Source organism: Providencia rettgeri (assembly GCF_001874625.1).
Taxonomy (GTDB): domain Bacteria; phylum Pseudomonadota; class Gammaproteobacteria; order Enterobacterales; family Enterobacteriaceae; genus Providencia; species Providencia huashanensis.
This window is the reverse complement of sequence record NZ_CP017671.1, coordinates 2,341,349-2,359,378: the sequence shown is the minus strand read 5'-3', so window position 1 is coordinate 2,359,378 and position 18,030 is coordinate 2,341,349. Positions and strand designations below refer to the sequence as shown.

Sequence of the window (18,030 nt, the reverse complement as noted above, 5' to 3'; positions counted from 1 at the left end):
CCTTAATAATTATATCTTCTTAATCTTTCGGTGCCTCATCAGGGTTAATCTCAGCCTTCAACTTCCAAAATTTAATTAAATTTTCTAATCTGTTAAGCAGGTCATCATAGGTAATAATATCTATTATATGTTTATATTTTCTTTTTATTATTTCAAAATCATGACGTTGTTCATCTGTAAGGTTATGACTTCTCCCAAGAAGCACAATGCCATTAGGATTAGTTATTTTTATACTCATTTCACCATTTGGAAATAAACGCTGGCTAACTAATCTCTCACCTTCAACTCCACTTTTATTCAAATGAAATATGTATTTTTCAACTTGCATTATAGAGCCTGAAAGCTCCTTCAATGGTATGTAATTCTCTCTATAACCATTATTTGTAACTATACACTTTTCAAATGGCTGTTTTATTTCTACAATATCTAAATTCCCATCATAATCGACTAAAATTATATCTATGAATCGATCTTTCCCCCTATATTCATCTTTTATTTTTACATTTTCAGCCACGTGAATATACTTAGGGAATAATAACAATACTATTTGCAGCACCTCTTTCTGCCAAGAATTTTCATTATATAATTTGTAATCAACAAGCATTTCGTTTAGCTTCAAAAGGCTGTTTTCATATTTAATAATCTCTTGAAGTGCATATTGCCCTAAAATATTCTCAGAACTTATTGTGACTTTTTTATTCATATATTTGTTATACTGACTAAAGAAATCACGTTTTTGATTTATATACTCAGAAAGAATCAATGATATTCTTGATTCTGTGTACCTATCCAATTCATAACTGTTAGGAAATTCTTTGATAAGTTCAAAATAAGCACTTTCAGGTATATTACCATCATGCTCCCCACCAACGTATATATCACCATCTATAATATTACTTAGTTTTCTAGGGATGGATATATTTCTATGTGCCACAAAGCTTTTAACTGAAAACTTAACATTTCTATGAATATAGAAATTAGAAGTCATATCCAAAACTTCACTATCTATTTTATAATATTCACCTATCAACTCACCTATTACAAATAGATACCTTCCTTCACTTTCTTTCCCAATCAGTTTTTTTTTACGCAAAAAAAATGTTCTTAGTAAACAAATAGTTCTTCCATTTTCAAATTCATGGAGAACCCAATCATAACTAGCATTCTCAACCTTGTAATCTAAATATACAAATCCATCTTCCCCATAGATACTTATCATGCAAAAATCCTTTTATATTTAATAATGTAGAAATATAATTTTTTTCCTCATTAAAAGCTACAAACAAAATCACACTATCCATAACAATCTACATTTCTGGCCAATTAACACCCACCCCCAACCCAACATCCACCCTATTCACTTCTACTCGATGCTCTTTCCAAGCCCTTAACTGCTCCCGTTCCTTATCTGTCGCAATACCAAGGTCAACGGCGTCTTGCAAAGGTGCAATTGCGGCGGTAGCCTCATTTAATAGCGCTTGTTTTTGATACTCGGCTTCAGCGATTAATTGTTGTTTTGATGGTGGAGGATTGGCAATTTCTAACGCTTTCTTTTCTGTAATTTCAATCAACGCATCGCTAATTAAATTGTCTTGGGAACCATCTGCTGAATAAGCAAAAACTGTATTATTTATATCAATGTAATATTTCATTGCCTCATCTCCATCACCCGTGCTTTCGCATTTACGGTAGTAACAAATTTATAGGTAGAGCCTCTAGGGACAATACACATCGCCCCTTGCACCGCAGCGCCTGATGAACGAACCGTGCTAAATAATTCAAGACCATCAACAAAAAATGTCACTCCGGGGTTTTGTGAGTTTTCAGTCTGCATAACCGCAATTGCGATGGTATTTCCCGTTGAGTTTGTATAAGTCACCCCACTTTTTCTATCTGCTGATACATCTTTCCATTTTTGGGTATATCCAAATCCTGTATTTATTTTTGTATCGACCTCTGCTTTGGTATACGCCCCCACGTCCCCTGCATTCAGTGCTATATCTGCGGTCAGTGCTTTATTGTTTATTTTGCGCCCACTTGGCACGCGTCCATTCGCGTTATTATTCGCATTGTTTGCTGCAGTGTTGGCTGCATTGGCGGTCGCTTGTGCATCTGTACCAGCTTTTTTCGCATCGGTGACTTTAGTGTTGGTTTCTGCTTTGGTATAAACGCAATGTGATCACTAGCTGTTTTGAACCAACGCCGTATTTATCACGCCCTGATTTCACCACCTTAGCGCAGGATTTTGTGGTTTTTGGTAATGGTTACCTTGAAAAGCGCATTAACCGGCTCGGCGATATGTTAACGCTTAAACCCTCTTTGGCTAAGTACACCCGCACCGGTGTGAATGAGGGGCAATACTGGCAAATGAAGAATTACCAAGATGCCTACGAATTTCGCAAAAATAGCATGATTCATTTGAAAAACCCGTGTATTCACCAAGAGATATACGGCGTTCCCGATTATTTGGCTGGACTAATTTCCGCTAACTTGAATCATTCAGCTACCCTGTTTCGGACAAACTATTATGAGAATGGCAGTCACGCCTATGTGATGGTTTATCTATCGACAACTCTAGCAAATGATGAGGCTGTGGAATCATTAAAGAAATCACTCACAGAAGCGCGCAAAGGTAAGGCGTTTAAGAATATCTTTGTCTATGCTACTAATGGTGAAAAGGATGGGATTCAAATTTTACCATTCTCACAAATCAGCGCCAAAGATGAGTTTGTCGGTATCAAGGACACCACGGGTGATGATTTGTTGGCCATGCACCGTATACCACCACAACTTATGGGGATCATCCCGCAAGGCTCGGGTAGCCTTGGCGATATCGAAAAGGCCGCTATGGTATTTTGGTTTAATGAATTATTGCCACTGATGGAAAGCATGAAATCAATTAACGACATGCTAGGCGTTGAGGTGATCCGCTTTAAACAATATGCGTTGCTGGATTTCTTGACTCAGGCAAAGGGAAAAGAGCCGAATTATAAATAAACCATTCAATTCACATTAACCGATGTTCCCCCTTCAAAGCTAATAGAACGGCCTTAGCGCCGTTCTACCTATTCCACATACCCAAATTTATTTTTTATCTCATCTAGGCTGTACAGCCTGAATACTCACAAATAACACCACTCATGGACTAATCACATAATAGCCAGCGCGGCTCACCTTTACCCCTTTGCGCGCGCTTGCTCCCCCGCCTCGCCCGCACGCAAAAGGTGTGGGATTTTGTGCGGGTGTGCAATACAGTTAAACCCGCACCAATTCAAATAAGTAATAACAATTTGATGATAAAATAATTGTGCTGTTTAGTGCAAAATTTTAATACTCTTCGTTTTAAGAGTTCCTAACTTTGAATCTAACTGCAACTTTGAAAATATTTTTTGACATTTTAATTATTATTATCATGATATTACTTAATTTTATGAAGCGTTAACAAAAGGTGCAAAGTGTGATTGAAAGTTTTAGTTTAAAAAACGTTGCAACATATGATGAAAATGGCGTAACCATAAAAAATTTGAACAAAATTAATTTTATTTATGGTGGAAATGGATGCGGAAAAACTACTATTTCTAATTTTCTAACGGACACTAGCGATACAAAATATACCAATTGTAATATCAATTGGAAAAATAACAGTCCGTTACAAACTTTAGTATATAACAAATCATTTAGAGATAAAAATTTTGGCTCTAGTGATATTGCAGGCGTTTTTACATTAGGACAAGCATCTACTGAAGAAATAGAAAAAATAAATAATAAAAAAAGAGATGCTGAAAAAGAAAAAGAAGGAGTTAGTACGCTTAGAAAAACGTTAGATTCAGCAGAAAAAAGCATAATAGAAAAAGAATTAACGTTTACGGAAATAGCATGGAAAACTTATAGAAAGTATCAAGGTGATTTTAAAGAGGCTTTTAGAGGCTTTATTGGCAGTAAAGTTAGCTTTAAAAACAAAATCATAGATGAATATCACAATAATAAATCCACTGAATTAAAAACACTTAAAGACTTAAAGGAACGCGCAAGTGTTTTATTCGGTGACACTCCCATTGAATACGAATTAATTCCTGAAATAACAGGGTTTAACTTAAAGGAAATAGAAGAAGATATTATTTGGACCAAAAATATAATTGGTAAATCTGATGTTGACATCGCCAACTTAATAAGTTTTCTTAATAATAATGATTGGGTAAACCAAGGAAGGAAATATTTAAATAATAGTTCAACATGCCCTTTTTGTCAAAAAAACACTATAGATGAAGAGTTCAGAGTAAAACTTGAAGAGTACTTTGATGAAAGTTTCACTGATGATATTGTAAAATTAAAAAACCTATCTGAAAAATACATTACATATAAAGATAGAATAGAAAGTCACATTGAACATGTTAATGAACTATTGGCTAAAACTCCAAATGTAGAAGTGGAAAATATAAAACTATATTCGTTTTCCTTGATAGCAGCCATAAATGGAAACATTTCATTATTCAAATCAAAAATAGAAAAAACAAGTTTAAAAATTAACACAGATAAAACATTCGATTTTATTGAACAATTAAATCAAGCGATAAGTATTGAAAACGAAAAAATAACCAAACATAACACATTAGTAAATACCCTTAAATCATCATTAATATCACTTAAAAAAGACACATGGTTTTATTTAATAAATGAAATAAAAAGCGATATACTCCAATTTGTAAAGGATAAATCTCAATTTAATAAAACAAAAGATAGTTTACTTCCGAAGATAGAAGAAAAAGAAAAAAAAGAAAAAGAAATCACACGTGAAATTCGTGAGTTAAATAAAAACATGACAAGTGTCAAGCCTACTGTAGATGAAATAAACTCAACATTGCTTTCATTTGGGTTTATTAACTTTAAAATAGTTCCTTCGAATACATTTGATAATCATTATAGCATACAACGACCAAATGGAGAGCTAGTTAAAGATACGTTAAGTGAAGGCGAAGTTACATTTATAACTTTTTTATATTTTTACCAACTAGCTAAAGGAGCACTATCGGAAGAATTGGTTTCAGAAAATCGGGTTTTAGTAATAGATGACCCAATTTCAAGCTTAGATAGTAATATCTTATACATTGTTAGCTCACTAGTAAAAAAAATAATTTATGAAATAAAAAAATCCCCCACATCTAATATAAAACAACTTATATTATTAACTCATAACGTTTATTTTCACAAAGAAGCATCATTTCAAAATGGTCGTTCAAATGGATGTATGCATACTCACTTTTGGATATTGAAAAAATCTAATAGCGTAACTAGCATAAACTATCATGCGCAAAAAAACCCTATAGAATCATCTTATGAATTATTATGGAGAGAAATAAAAGATAAAGAAAATTGTTCTGAAATAACTATCCAAAATACAATGAGAAGAATTTTAGAAAATTACTTTAAGATTTTAGGTAAATTCAGTGACGAAGATATAATTTCTAAATTCAGCAATCCGGAACAACAACAAATATGCAATTCTCTACTATATTGGATTAATGATGGTTCCCATTGTATACCTGATGACTTATATATTCAGCGCCAAGGGGATTCTATTGACATATATCTTTCTGTTTTTAAAGATATATTCAAATTAACAGGACATGAATCTCATTATGACATGATGATGAATTGAGTTCAACATAACTCTGCCACTCAATTTTTTATATTAAGTGGCAGATTAATTTATTTATTATTCATCATCCAGTCTATTCCAACTACTACCCCACTCACGAACTGTTTTCCTACTACGACTTTTCACAACTGGGAAGTATCTTTTAATATACTTAGCTCCTTCGTATTCTACTATCTTTTTACTTTTAGCATTCGGATATTTTTCATCTAAAATCCTATTTAGCTTTTCTGAATTATTTAACTCTATCAATCCTTCTGATTTTGCTTTTGCATCTAATATTCTCACTTTTATTCTAGCATCTCTTATCGATGCATCATATTTATTTGGATTATTACCAGAATAATTACTATTCCTTTCTTCTATTTTTTTTAGCTCATCTATTGCTAATTTTAATTCATTAAGAGTATCCATTTATGTATCCTGCATATTTTCTATCTATTTATATATGTTTAATTAAAAATAACATAAAAAACAATTATAAATATAGTATAGCCCCATTTCAGAAGTCGATTACAATGGTTACAAGTAACCGTAAAGTACCCCATTTGTAACCTTCTATCACTCCTACATTTCTATATATTATCAATGAGATACAAGACTATTTTATTTTTGTAACCATTGTAACTGCTTTCCGAACCCCACCCACGAATTCTGATTACTCGTCAAAAAGATTAGGTAATAGCCCATCTTTACTTCACTATTAACAAACGAAATTCGTATCACAAATAACGTGAGGGGTTCGGAAAAGCGTTACAACCGTTACACCATCTAAAAACCAATCGTAACCTATTGATAATAAAACATTCTCATGTAACGTTTGAACCGTTACAAAGCATCACAAAATAGAGTCTAAAACGTTACAGCCTTATAAAACAATAAGTTAGATTTCTAATTTGTAACCTTTTAAAACCGTTACACATAACGGCAAAGTAATGCTTTTGTAATGTTTTCATATATCAACATTTTAATTATTAATCAATTGGTTATAGAGAAATATTAAAATTGTAACGTTTGTAACGCCTTTCCGAAGCCCCCCCATAAATTTTCTATATTTATAAAAGAGTTTAAATAATAGTCAATTATAACTCTAATGCTTATAGACCTATCTACTCTGTGTTAATAGTCATGCAAAGCTGTCAATTTCCCTGACCCCTTCGGAAAACGGTTACAACGGTTACATACACAAAAAAGACTTATAACTTATTGATAGTAATATACTCCGATGTAACCTTTTTTCGGTTACAACAGGTTACAGAGCAAACCTAAAAAGTTACACCATAATAAATCAACAAGTTAAATTACCGTTGGCGGTTAAGCGGGCTTGCAGAAGGAAGGATATCTTTAAATAAAAGAAAGGCTGCACAAGGCAGCCGATAGAAAGGAAATAGACGATAACTAACTTTCACTGTTTTTTTGGAATACCCAACATCTAAGCACATCAGGCTTCGTTAAAGTACTCCCCACCGCAAGCGTGCTATTAAACTGACTGTTTACCACACTTCGCACCGTCTTAACCCCCACAAACTTACGCATACGCCCCGCTTTCAATAAATTCTTAATATCGGTATTCAATTGTATAGACTGGCGGTATTCACTGGCCACCTGTGCAATATGGTTAAAATTCACCGCATAAACTCCCTTTTCACCGCAATGATTCACACCAAAGACCTCATTATCGTGTAAATAATCAAACAGCTCCCAAAACTCCATCACTTGCGGTTGGTCAAGTTGGATCGCTTGAACTCGTTGTTTGGCCAACTCAATAATAAAGTCACGGGTTTGGCGAATATGAGCCGCTTTTACAGGAAGAACTAACGCTAACGTTTCCAATAATGCGATTAACTGTGCATGGTTTTTGGCGATCCGCTCATGGTTAATCGCCTTGTCCGCAAATAACTGCGCCTGTAAGCCATCTACGCGCTCATTGTATTGCTTTAAAATCGCCGCTTCTTTCATCAATACCGTAGGCAAAAAACCGGATAACCTTTCAATGGGATAACGTTCAAGGGCAATAGCGGCATAACGGGTTTCAACACTTTGCTCCGCTTTATCGGTATAAAGATGAATAATCCGTTCTAAAACGGCGCGTGACGCATTAATTTCAGCATTCTGAGCAATCACAATACTGCCTTTAAATAACGGCTCGTAGGTCTCATTACCGCTATTTTTTACCCCTAACGAACGCGTGGCACGGCCGTTATACAGTGATTTAAGTTCTTCCCAATCAAACGCTTTTAGTTTTGCGTTATCTTGCACGCGATCACTTTCAATTAAACACACCGGCAAATTACTAATCTGTGAAAAGTTTCGCCCTCGAGCGGCAACACTCGATTTTGATGCATCGAACCCCTCGTAATCTGCGCGGCCACATAAACGCCATAAAAACTCAATCAAGGTACTTTTACCAGAACCAGGCTCACCGCATATTTCTAAAAATGGGTAGCTTTTATGGGTCTTGCGTATCTGCTCCGCAAAGAACGAACCCAACCAGAACGCCAATACCACATAACCTTTTGCGCCAAACGCATCCCAAAGGGAACTTAACCAACTGGTATCAAATTCGCTAAAATCGGTATTAATGGCCAATGATGGGCTCAGGCTTAACGTCTTGATATCCAACTTATTGAGAGAGAAATAATCTTCCTCATTTAACGTAAAACACTTACCATCCTGCACCGCAACATCATTAAACACATACACACCATACTCTTTGTTATAACCCACATAATTTTGCGTGATTACCTCTTTGATATCCGGCAAAGCTTGCTTGCAAATGCGGTCCAATTGCAAAGTTGTGCCGGTATAAACCGCCCCTTTGGCCACATGCAATAAACGCTTTTTAAATTCACTGGCACTGGTTAACTGTGAGGCGGTAAAAGTGGCTTTAACTTGCGGCTGGCGAGGGAAATCGACGCGCATGTAATACCATGATTCGTCAGTTTCAACGGACTTTTGGAAATATAGCGGAGTGGGATAACAATTGGCAATTTCAACTACCGTACCGGACTCTTTTACCGCTTTTTGTCTGGCTTCATCTTCATCTAAATCGGGTTCGGCATCATGAATACGCTCAATGGTTTTCATCATTTTATCGATATCCAACTTAAACCAATACAAGCGGTTATCATGTTGAAAATCGAACTCTGAACGCTCCGTCCAGTTAAACATTAAACGCGCCTTTTCAAACGCGGTTGAGGCTAGCAATAACTTGCCGTAATAGCGATAACGGGCAATATCACGCTCCGTTAACTTGCCTTTCATATGCAAGTCATTCCAATCGTTGCCACACTCTTTTTCAGCGGGTCTCGCGGCCGTAGCTTTCCAGCCATCATCATAGCTGCGGGCAACAAACTTTTTCATTGCGCGTTCGCCGGCTGCGCCATTATCTAATGCCCAAACTAACAACGGCTTTTTATTATTTCCTAGCGCAGTACTCAACGCATTCAACGCGACTTCAGGGTAATTATGGCAAGTCATTAACGATACAGCCGCAATACCATTTTGAATCAAGCTAAGGGCATCAAAAATACCTTCCGTTAGCCAAATCTCTTTGGCTTGGGTTAAATCCTGTTGTGGCAATGTCCACCAATACCCTTTATAAGAACCAAAAAAGTTAGCTTTGCGATCAAACCGTGAGGGTCTATCAATAATGCGCTCCCAATATGCCCCCTCGGGTAAAGCAAATTTCACCGTTGCCGCACCTAACCCATTAGCATGATAACTAGACTCGGAATACAACCCTTTCAAGGGAGCGATATCAAGCCCTCTGGCGTGCTGTAAATAGGCATCTGCGGCTGCATTTGGTGCTTGTTGCGTCTTGGGGTAGTGTGCTGACCAGTCATCAAATATATCGGGATAAATCTCTTTTACAATCAACTCAGCGCCACATATATTTTCACGGCCACAACGCAACACAAACGGCATTTCAATTGAGGTAAATAGCTCTTTTTTCTTACAATTTGGGCACACACCTTGGCGCAAATAGCCATTTTGCTCTTTAAATTGAAAGTCGAGTATAAGGCGAGGTAATAACGCCTGAATATGATATGATTTCATGTGATAACCTTAGAGCACACAATCACCGTCTACCCGCGGGTTGTGTGCTTTTTATTTGCTTACAGAAAATGATTTCTCATACGCTGTGGTAATGTTTTTCTTTCAGTTCAAACAGAATTTGGCAGTCAATACACAAGGTGCAGCCAATCACCGCTTGGCGGCGGGCTTCTGGTATCGGGTGATCACAATTCTCACACTCAAACGCAGATACCCTATTCGCGGGTTTCCTTGCAGCTTGAATATTCTGTTCTAGCACTAATGCTGCATGTTCATTGGCGCGGTCGATAACATCAGACATAGTTAAGATCTCCCGCTTGTGACTCGAATTTATCCGCTTCATCAATCAATAACTGATGAATTTGCGCATAATCTAATTTCTCTGTTGTTAGCTTAATAGATTGTTCGTTTTAGGATGATTTTGACGACGAAAATCGAGGCAAATTTAACTTCTGCGTGTCCACAAATTGTCCACACTGAAATGTATTTCTCCGCTGTAAGTACCACCAAATCAGCGTTTAGATCGTCCACAAGTTGTCCACACTTGAACACTTTTAGGCACTTTTGAGCCTTTTTTGTACAGATTATGCACAAAAAAAAGGCACTCGCCCCCGAGTGCCTTTTGACTACAACTCACTGAATATAAAGTAAATTACACCTATTCAGCGGTTCTGGTACTTGTGCGGATGAGGTAGTCAAATGCGCTAAGTGCGGCTTTTGCCCCTTCTCCGGCTGAAATAATAATTTGCTTATAAGGTACTGTTGTACAGTCCCCCGCGGCAAAAATACCTTTAACACTCGTTTCGTTACGTGCGTCGATTTCAATTTCACCCATACGGTTTCTTGCGATGGTATCTCCCAACCAATTGGTGTTGGGTAATAAACCGATTTGTACGAATGCCCCTGCAACCTCAAGTAAATGAACGCTATCATCTGTACGGTCTTTATACTCAAGACCCGTCATTTTGCTACCATCACCTTTAACCTCTAAGGTTTGTGCATTCAAAATAATATCGACATTACTTAAACTGCGGGCTTTTTCTTGTAACACAGAATCCGCTTTCAGTTCTGGTGCAAATTCAAGCACAGTAACATGGTCAACGACTCCCGCTAAATCGATAGCCGCTTCAATTCCTGAATTACCACCACCAATTACCGCTACACGTTTACCTTTAAACAATGGACCATCGCAATGTGGGCAGAATGTAACGCCTTTAGTGCGGTACTCTTGTTCCCCAGGAACGCCCATGTTTCTCCAGCGAGCCCCCGTAGAAATAATGATGCTGCGTGATTTTAAGATACCACCTGATGCTGTCTCAATTTGGTGTAAACCACCTTCCTCTGCTGCGGGTATCAATTTCGCTACCGATTGACCATCAATGACATCAACATCATAACTATCGACATGATTTTTTAACGCGCCCGCAAAAATTGCCCCTTCGGTTTTAATCACTGAAATATAGTTTTCAATATCAACGGTATCCATTACTTGGCCGCCAAAACGCTCGCCGATCACCCCAGTACGGATCCCTTTACGAGCAGTATAAATTGCAGCTGAAGCACCCGCAGGGCCACTGCCAATTACCAGTACTTCAAATGGCTTACGTTCTGTCAGTGATTTTGCTGCGCGTGCATCCGAGTTGGTATCAACCTTGCTAACAATCTCACTTAATGTCATACGCCCTTGGCCAAACTCTTTTCCATTAAGGAAAACCGCAGGAACGCCCATTACATTACGCTCGTCAATTTCGTTTTGAAAAAGCGCACCGTCAATCGCGGTATGGCTAACATTGGGGTTCAATACAGCCATTAAATTCAGTGCTTGAACAACATCAGGGCAGTTATGGCATGATAACGAGTAATAAGTCTCAAAATGGAACTCACCTTCTAGGCCTTTAACTTGTTCCAATAACTCTTGTGCTTCTTTCGATGGATGACCACCAATTTGCAATAATGCCAGCACAAGAGAGGTAAATTCATGTCCCAGTGGCGAACCTGCAAAACGCAAACCACTATCTATTCCTGGGTTAGTAATTAAAAAAGAAGGTGTTCTTATCGCGTCGTTGCGTTCTTCACGCACACTGACTTTATCTGATAGTGATGCGATTTGTTCTAACAGCTGTTTGATTTCATTTGATTTTTGGCTGTCATCTATATTAGCAACTAATTCAACGGGTTTAGTTAAACGTTCTAAGTAGGCTTTTAATTGTGCCTGTAAATTATTGTCGAGCATGTAATCCCCTTTAATTTTAATCATAAAATCGGGTACATATACCCGTCCATGCTTCAAGTTGCAGGCCTAAACACCTGCAACTTGAATAGTTTTTTTATTAATCTAGAAACTAATTAGATTTTGCCAACTAAGTCTAAAGACGGAGACAGTGTCGCATCACCTTCTTTCCATTTCGCTGGGCAAACTTCACCTGGATGGCTAGCTACGTATTGCGCAGCTTTAACTTTACGCAGTAAATCTGAAGCATCACGGCCAATACCTTCAGCAGTGATTTCAATTGCTTGAATGATACCTTGTGGGTCAACAACAAACGTACCACGGTCTGCTAGACCTTCATTCTCACGCATATTTTCAAAGTTACGAGTTAATGCGCCAGTTGGGTCACCGATCATGGCATATTTAATTTTGCCAATAGTGTCTGAGCTTGCATGCCATGCTTTATGTGTAAAGTGGGTATCAGTAGATACAGAGAAAATCTCAACACCTAATTTTTGGAATTCTTCGTAATGGTCAGCAATATCGCCTAATTCCGTTGGGCAAACGAAAGTAAAGTCAGCTGGATAGAAGAAGAAAACACTCCATTTACCTTCAACGTCTTTTTCAGAAACTTCGATAAATTGACCGTCTTTGAATGCTTGGTTAGTAAAAGGTTTGATTTGAGTATTAATTAATGACATATGATGTTCTCCTGTTTGGTTGCCTATTAAGTTACTGTTTTACAGCAATTAAATCCAATCAGTACCCACTATCGATTTGATAGGTATAACCTAATCATTGTCATACAATTAATAGGTGCGACATTAAAACGCTTACTGAACTCTTCAGCAAGCGTTTTGTTGTTAGGAAGGTATTTTTTCTATGATTATGCCATCGTGGCAATAGTTTTGCGGAAGCGGAACAATGCAAGTGTAAAGAAAACACTCCCAATGACGATTAAAATAACAAATTGCGGCCAAACTATTTGGAAACCTGCACCACGATACAAAATAGCTTGCGCAAGGCTAACAAAGTGAGTTGTCGGCATAGTTTGCATAATATCTTGCACTAATTGAGGCATACTCTCACGTGCCGTCATTCCCCCAGAAAGCATATTTAAAGGTAATAAAACTAAAATCATCAATAGACCGAACTGAGGCATGGACCTTGCGATAGTTCCCATAAAAATCCCGATTGACGTCGTCGCAAATAAACTCAGCGCAACCCCTCCCATAAAGAGCAATATAGACCCCTCAATAGGAACTTGCAGCAAGGTTTTAACCACCAGCAACAATGAAACACCCGATGCAATCAGTACCACCAGCCCCATGGACCATATTTTCGACATCATGATTTCAAATGGCGTCAACGGCATCACCATCAAGTGCTCTACTGTGCCATGCTCCCGTTCACGGATTAACGCAGCCCCAGTCAAGACAATAGACAACATCGTGATATTGTTGATAATCGCCATTACGGAACCGAACCACGATTGCGTCAAATTAGGGTTAAAACGCATCCTCACTTCTAAGTCTACTGGCAAGCTTGCATTACTTCGATACTTTGCTAAAAACTCGTTGACCTCTCCTAATGTAATATTTTGGATATAGCTATTTCCTAAAAAAGCTTGACTCATCCGTGTTGCATCAATATTAACTTGGATTTCAGGTTGTCGCCCTGCAAGAACATCTTTTTGAAAATTAGGCGGAATATCGAGTGCGAAGGTGTATGAACCTCTATTTAATAAACCGTCAATTTGGTCAGGTGTAATATCTGCTGGGGGTAAAAAATACGGGGCATAAAAGCTGTTGATGATCCGATTCGATAACTGTGAGCGGTCTTGATCGGCTATCGCAATAGGCGCGTTATGTAACGAACCCGGCGTAACCGTTGCCGATGAATAAATCGAAACGGTAAACGCAAAGACGATCAATGCAAGCATCGCTTTATCTCGGCCTAAGCTGCGTAACTCTTTAACCCCTAGGTTGATGATATTTTGTATTTTACGCATCATACTAAACCTCCTGCTTTTTCAAAAACAATACGCTTAAGCCAATAACAAGCGGTACCGTGATAAGTAGCGGGATAAATGATGCCTGTAAATCAAATAAATTCAGCCCCTTAGAGAATGTCCCCCGAGTGATGGTTAAGAAATGTGATGTCGGGTAGACCATACCAACCCACCGACCTATTCCTTCTAATGAAGATACGGGGTCAATCATTCCTGAAAATTGAGTCGCAGGAATTAAAGTAATGATTGATGTACCAAAAATAGCAGCGATTTGGCTTTTCATAAAACAAGAAATGAGTAAACCAATCCCCGTTGCAATACTGACATACAAGAAAGCCGCTAACGTCAACGTTAGGAAGCTCCCCTTAAATTCCACACCAAATATATATACCGATAAAATGCACAGTAATAAGAAGTTAAACATGCCTAATAAAATATAAGGCAATTGTTTACCAAGCAAAAACTCTAATTTGGTGATCGGGGTGACATAAAGATTGATTATCGAACCTAATTCTTTTTCGCGTACCACACTAAGAGCACTTAACATGGCTGGGATCATCATTAATAACAACGGGATAACCGCAGGTACAATAGCGGGTAAGCTGCGAACATCAGGGTTATAACGATAGCGAGTTTCGATATCGATAGCCGGCATCCCTGCAACCCCGACAGGTTGACGAGCAGCCATTGTACTTAGCCAAGCAAGGTGCATAGCTTGCACGTAGCCACGTACCGTTTCTGCTCGGTTTGGCATTGCGCCATCAATCCATACCCCAATTTTGACATTATTTCCTCGAGCAACATCCCTCGCAAAGTTAGGTGGGATTTCTATAGCAACGGTAATCTTACCACTACGCATTCCAGCCTCTAAATCATCATAATCTTTGATAGGCGGCTGCTCGATAAAATAACGAGAACCTGCGAGGTTTAGAGTATATCCTTGACTTAACCCCGTTTGGTCACGATCTAGTACTGAAAAGCGTAAGTTTTCGACGTCCATGCTAATCCCATAACCCATAATAAACATTAGGATCACTGTTCCAAGTAACGCTAATGTTGAACGAACCGGGTCGCGGCGAAGCTCCATGCCTTCACGAATGGAATAGCTGAATAACCGACGTAAGCTAAAACGCTTTTTAAGTGCATCTGTTGCTTGCTCTTTTAATGCAGGGTCAACATGGAATTCAGGGGCTGTTTCTTGCTCAGCTCCCGCTTCCCCTACAGCATCTTGTAAATAGGCGATAAAGGTTTCTTCAAGAGTGCCTAAACCTCTTTTTTTGGTTAAATTAACTGGCGTATCACAATCCAGTACTTTCCCTGCATGCATCAACGAAATTCGGTCACAACGCTCAGCTTCATTCATAAAGTGGGTCGAAATAAAAATTGTGACACCGTCACGTCTTGATAGGTCTACCATCAAATTCCAGAACATATCCCTCGCGACAGGATCGACCCCTGAGGTAGGTTCATCTAGGATTAACATCTCTGGTTCATGTATCACCGCAACGGCCAACGATAAGCGCTGGCGGATGCCTAGAGGTAAATCATCTGGCATGGTTTCTCTAACATCTTCCAACTCAAAGCGTTGGCACATGTCATTAATACGCTGTGCAATGTTATCTTCTGGAATATGAAAGAGTTTCGCATGCAGTTCAAGGTTTTGCTCTACACTCAGTTCGCTATACAGGGAGAAGGCTTGTGACATATAGCCCACACGCTTACGCGTTTCAATATCTTTAGGGTCAATTTCTTGCCCAAATAACCAAGCTTGTCCTTCACTCGCTTGTAATAGCCCGGTTAGCATTTTCATGGTGGTCGATTTACCACAACCGTTAGAACCTAAAAAACCAAATATCTCCCCTTTAGGGATTTTTAAGTTCACATGGTCAACCGCCACAAAATTACCAAAGCGCATCGTCAAGCCTTGCGCCTCAATCGCAATCACATCATCTTTTGATTTATCACGCGGGGGAATAATGACTTTTTTGTGGCCACTGCGTTTTTCTTCAGGTAACAATTGAATAAACGCAGCTTCAAGATCATCACAATGGGTTTGTTTTTTTAGCTCCGATGCGTGACCGGTGGCTAAAACTTTACCGTCGTCCATCGCAACCAACCAATCGAACCGTTCCGCTTCTTCCATATACGCGGTTGCCACTAATACGCTCATGTTTGTTTGACGTAAACGAATTCGGTCAATCAGGTCCCAGAACTGCGCACGAGATAACGGGTCTACCCCTGTCGTCGGTTCATCTAAAATAAGTAAATCCGGGTCATGAATCAACGCACAACATAGGCCTAATTTTTGTTTCATCCCTCCCGATAGCTTACCAGCGGGTCGGTCTTTAAACGGAGCGAGCCCTGTGCTTTCAAGTAAGTCTTGAATCCGGTACTCACGTTCAGCTTTTGATTGGCCAAACAGCCGGCCAAAAAAATCCACATTCTCATATACGGATAGTGTGTGGTACAGGTTCTTTCCTAGCCCTTGCGGCATGTAAGCAATTCGTGGGCATACTGCCCTGCGATGCAAAGCGCTGTTCATATCCCCATCAAGTACCCTTACATGGCCTTGCTGAATCGCCCTAGCCCCTGCAATTAGTGAAATTAGACTCGATTTACCCACTCCATCAGGCCCTATTAGCCCAACCATTTTCCTCGCAGGGATAGAAAGAACAATGTCATCCAACGCACAATTTTCACCATAATGCTGGCTGACATGCTGTAAATCGATTATCACATCATCCATCAATTTGTTGGTCATTGCGGTAATCTCACCTCAAGTTCAGCAGGCCAAGGCTCATTTGGGTCTAAACGCACATAAGCCTTTCCTGGTAACCCCGTTTTGACGTATTCAAGGTGTTGCTCTAATAATTCAGGTGATATGCGCGCCCTAACCCGGAACATTAGCTTTAAGCGTTCATTTTGGGTTTCCACCGTTTTTGGGGTGAATTGAGCCACACTGGCAACAAAGGTTGTTTTTGCCGGAATAACAATATTAGGCGCAGCATCAAGGATAATATGGACATCGCTACCTATCGCAACTTTCCCTGCATCTTCTGTCGGCAAGAAAAATGTCATATAAACATCGCTTAAATCAACCATATTTAAGACCCGCCCACCGGCTCCAAGTACCTCTCCTGGCTCAGCTACACGGTATTGAACGCGTCCATTTCTTGGGGCTTTTAAAATACTATCGTCTAAATCTGCTAAAATCCTGCGCTCTGTAGCCGTCGCGGCTTCAACACGGTTTTTAGCTTGTACAATCCCTGCAGAAGCAGAATCAATGGCAGAAGTCGATGCGGCAACTTGTGCTTTAGAAGCTTCTAAAGCGGCTCTAGCCCCTTGCATCTGCGCGGTATCATCATCAACTTGCTGCTGTGAAACGGCGTTTGTTCTGACTAATGCTCTAGAACGATTAAGCCGTTTTTGTGCGGCATTCAACTCAGCTTCACGTTGGCGAACGACTGCTTGAGCGGCTAATTTTTCGCTCTTACGTTGTGCTAAGGCAGATTCAGCCGTAGTGACGGCACTAATCGCTTGACGCAATTGTGCTTGTACTTCATGCAGTTGCTCTTGAAGAGCACGAGTATCCATCCGTGCGAGCTCTTGACCTGCTTTAACAAAGGCCCCTTCTTTTACGTTGATTGTTTCAATTCTACCTGCTGTTTTAGTCGCAATATCAATCTCAGTAGCTTCAATACGGCCGTTACTCTGCGCAAAGCCCGCAGGTAGCCCCCCAGAGTTCACACTCCAGTAATAATAGCCGCCCACGGCAATAATGATTATTAAAATGAGATACAACGATACTTTTCGCTTATTTATTTTCATACCATCCCTTTTCCATTAAATGAGAAAACAATGAACAACAATTATTTTGATTATTAACCTGGTGAAATTAATAAAGCCGTATAACTGTTTATATACGAAATAAATACGATTAAGACTGAAGTTGTGATGCTTTCTTTTTTTTAATCGAGCTACATTTTTCCAAATACAGTTCGATTATTAGCTATCTATCTAATTTAACGACATTTTATCAGGATTTATCTTAAGTATAGTTGCCGTACATCACAAAAAAATAGAATAGATTAGAAAAAGTGA

General features: G+C 38.9%; 13 protein-coding genes. 2 read left to right on the top strand and 11 right to left on the bottom strand.

Going from position 1 to position 18,030, the window contains the following annotated elements; genetic code table 11:
- Nucleotides 1-19: 19 nt before the first annotated feature.
- From RB151_RS10825 to RB151_RS23660, 3 genes are all read right to left on the bottom strand, one after another.
- Entirely contained in the window at nt 20-1,219 is a 1,200-nt protein-coding gene (locus tag RB151_RS10825) for a Shedu immune nuclease family protein (protein ID WP_071548066.1), read from the bottom strand.
- An 88-nt stretch (nt 1,220-1,307) separates the two neighbouring features.
- Nucleotides 1,308-1,652, bottom strand: a complete 345-nt coding sequence (locus RB151_RS23925) for a tail fiber assembly protein (RefSeq protein WP_071548065.1) — start codon at nt 1,650-1,652, stop codon at nt 1,308-1,310.
- A complete protein-coding gene (locus tag RB151_RS23660; protein WP_081363948.1) occupies nt 1,649-2,044 on the bottom strand; it encodes a hypothetical protein in 396 nt (131 codons plus the stop codon). Before RB151_RS23660 ends, RB151_RS23925 begins: the two co-directional genes overlap by 4 nt.
- A gap of 131 nt (nt 2,045-2,175) precedes the next feature.
- Here RB151_RS23660 and RB151_RS10810 point away from each other — a divergent pair, with 131 nt between their 5' ends.
- Both RB151_RS10810 and RB151_RS10805 read left to right on the top strand, forming a co-directional pair.
- The gene (locus RB151_RS10810) at nt 2,176-2,997 is read left to right on the top strand and encodes a phage portal protein (RefSeq protein ID WP_225832919.1); all 822 of its coding nucleotides are present in this window, start codon (nt 2,176-2,178) and stop codon (nt 2,995-2,997) included.
- 460 nt (nt 2,998-3,457) lie between these two features.
- Entirely contained in the window at nt 3,458-5,656 is a 2,199-nt protein-coding gene (locus RB151_RS10805) for an AAA family ATPase (protein WP_081363947.1), read from the top strand.
- A gap of 57 nt (nt 5,657-5,713) precedes the next feature.
- On the opposite strand, the gene RB151_RS24315 is transcribed toward RB151_RS10805, so the two are convergent.
- The 8 genes from RB151_RS24315 to RB151_RS10765 all read right to left on the bottom strand — a co-directional run bounded on the left by RB151_RS24315 (nt 5,714) and on the right by RB151_RS10765 (nt 17,757).
- Nucleotides 5,714-6,067 (bottom strand): hypothetical protein, encoded by a 354-nt coding sequence (locus tag RB151_RS24315; RefSeq protein ID WP_071548064.1) that lies wholly within the window; start codon nt 6,065-6,067, stop codon nt 5,714-5,716.
- Between the two features lie 984 nt (nt 6,068-7,051).
- Entirely contained in the window at nt 7,052-9,712 is a 2,661-nt protein-coding gene (locus tag RB151_RS10795; protein ID WP_071548063.1) for a toprim domain-containing protein, read from the bottom strand.
- A gap of 76 nt (nt 9,713-9,788) precedes the next feature.
- Nucleotides 9,789-10,010, bottom strand: coding sequence for a TraR/DksA family transcriptional regulator (locus RB151_RS10790; RefSeq protein WP_004254739.1), 222 nt, complete (start codon nt 10,008-10,010; stop codon nt 9,789-9,791).
- A 357-nt stretch (nt 10,011-10,367) separates the two neighbouring features.
- Entirely contained in the window at nt 10,368-11,942 is a 1,575-nt protein-coding gene (gene ahpF / locus RB151_RS10785; RefSeq protein WP_071548062.1) for an alkyl hydroperoxide reductase subunit F, read from the bottom strand.
- 113 nt (nt 11,943-12,055) lie between these two features.
- Entirely contained in the window at nt 12,056-12,619 is a 564-nt protein-coding gene (gene ahpC, locus RB151_RS10780; RefSeq protein ID WP_042843832.1) for an alkyl hydroperoxide reductase subunit C, read from the bottom strand.
- 185 nt (nt 12,620-12,804) lie between these two features.
- Nucleotides 12,805-13,929, bottom strand: coding sequence for an ABC transporter permease (locus RB151_RS10775; RefSeq protein WP_162493717.1), 1,125 nt, complete (start codon nt 13,927-13,929; stop codon nt 12,805-12,807).
- 4 nt (nt 13,930-13,933) lie between these two features.
- Nucleotides 13,934-16,690, bottom strand: a complete 2,757-nt coding sequence (gene rbbA / locus RB151_RS10770) for a ribosome-associated ATPase/putative transporter RbbA (RefSeq protein ID WP_048607162.1) — start codon at nt 16,688-16,690, stop codon at nt 13,934-13,936.
- Entirely contained in the window at nt 16,687-17,757 is a 1,071-nt protein-coding gene (locus RB151_RS10765) for an HlyD family secretion protein (protein WP_042843835.1), read from the bottom strand. The genes rbbA and RB151_RS10765 overlap by 4 nt, the downstream gene beginning before the upstream one ends.
- Nucleotides 17,758-18,030: the final 273 nt, after the last annotated feature.

Coding starts and splice junctions, on each gene's coding strand:
- RB151_RS10765 (WP_042843835.1), bottom strand. CDS start 17,757: ATGAAAATAAATAAGCGAAAAGTATCGTTGTATCTCATTTTAATAATC.
- ahpF (WP_071548062.1), bottom strand. CDS start 11,942: ATGCTCGACAATAATTTACAGGCACAATTAAAAGCCTACTTAGAACGT.
- rbbA (WP_048607162.1), bottom strand. CDS start 16,690: ATGACCAACAAATTGATGGATGATGTGATAATCGATTTACAGCATGTC.
- RB151_RS10825 (WP_071548066.1), bottom strand. CDS start 1,219: ATGATAAGTATCTATGGGGAAGATGGATTTGTATATTTAGATTACAAG.
- ahpC (WP_042843832.1), bottom strand. CDS start 12,619: ATGTCATTAATTAATACTCAAATCAAACCTTTTACTAACCAAGCATTC.
- RB151_RS10790 (WP_004254739.1), bottom strand. CDS start 10,010: ATGTCTGATGTTATCGACCGCGCCAATGAACATGCAGCATTAGTGCTA.
- RB151_RS10775 (WP_162493717.1), bottom strand. CDS start 13,929: ATGCGTAAAATACAAAATATCATCAACCTAGGGGTTAAAGAGTTACGC.
- RB151_RS24315 (WP_071548064.1), bottom strand. CDS start 6,067: ATGGATACTCTTAATGAATTAAAATTAGCAATAGATGAGCTAAAAAAA.
- RB151_RS10795 (WP_071548063.1), bottom strand. CDS start 9,712: ATGAAATCATATCATATTCAGGCGTTATTACCTCGCCTTATACTCGAC.
- RB151_RS23925 (WP_071548065.1), bottom strand. CDS start 1,652: ATGAAATATTACATTGATATAAATAATACAGTTTTTGCTTATTCAGCA.